The organism is Burkholderia stagnalis (assembly GCF_902830275.1).
Lineage (GTDB): Bacteria > Pseudomonadota > Gammaproteobacteria > Burkholderiales > Burkholderiaceae > Burkholderia > Burkholderia stagnalis.
The window spans coordinates 1-642 of the sequence record NZ_CADESW010000081.1 but is presented as its reverse complement, the minus strand read 5'-3'; the positions used below and the strand labels follow the sequence as shown (position 1 = coordinate 642).

Genomic DNA, 642 nt, shown 5'->3' with positions numbered 1-642 from the left:
CCGGAAGCCGCGCTGTTCGCGTTCGCCGCGCTCACGCTGATGATCGCCGTCGTGCTGATGTTCGATCCGATGCTGCTGTGGGATCTCGTCGACGACCTGCGCGCCGGCCGCGCGCCCAGTGCCGCACCTCGCCGGGAGGCGCGCCGATGACCACGCCCACCGCCGCCCGCGCGGGCCTCGCGAGCTGCCATACCTGCGGCCTCGTCCAGACGCTCGACCATCCGCATGCCCGCTGCGCGCGCTGCCACGCCGCGCTCCACTTCCGCACGCCGAACAGCATCGCGCGCACCTGGGCGCTGCTGATCGCCGCCGCGATCCTCTACATTCCGGCGAACCTGCTGCCGATCATGCGCACCGCGTCGCTGGTCGGCGCGCAGCAGGACACGATCATGAGCGGCGTCGTGCTGTTCTGGGCCTCGGGCGACTGGCCGCTCGCGGTCGTCGTGTTCGTCGCGAGCATCCTCGTGCCGATGCTCAAGCTCGGCGTGCTGGTGATCCTCGTGATCAGCGCGCAGCACCGCTCGCCGTGGCGGCCGATGCAGCGCACGCGGCTGTTCCGGATCGTCGAGCGCATCGGCCGCTGGTCGATGCTCGACATCTTCGTCGTGACGCTCACCGTCGCGCTCGTCCATTTCCGTTCGC

Annotated in this window: 1 protein-coding gene and 1 pseudogene; both read left to right on the top strand. The window is 70.7% G+C overall.

Annotation, left to right across the window (positions count from 1 at the left end):
• A pseudogene (locus HWY45_RS36300) lies at positions 1-150 on the top strand (paraquat-inducible protein A); the annotation flags it as partial.
• Positions 147-642: paraquat-inducible protein A (locus HWY45_RS36295; protein ID WP_176118489.1), on the top strand; the 496-nt coding region annotated here is incomplete at its 3' end. The pseudogene HWY45_RS36300 and the gene HWY45_RS36295, both read left to right, overlap by 4 nt.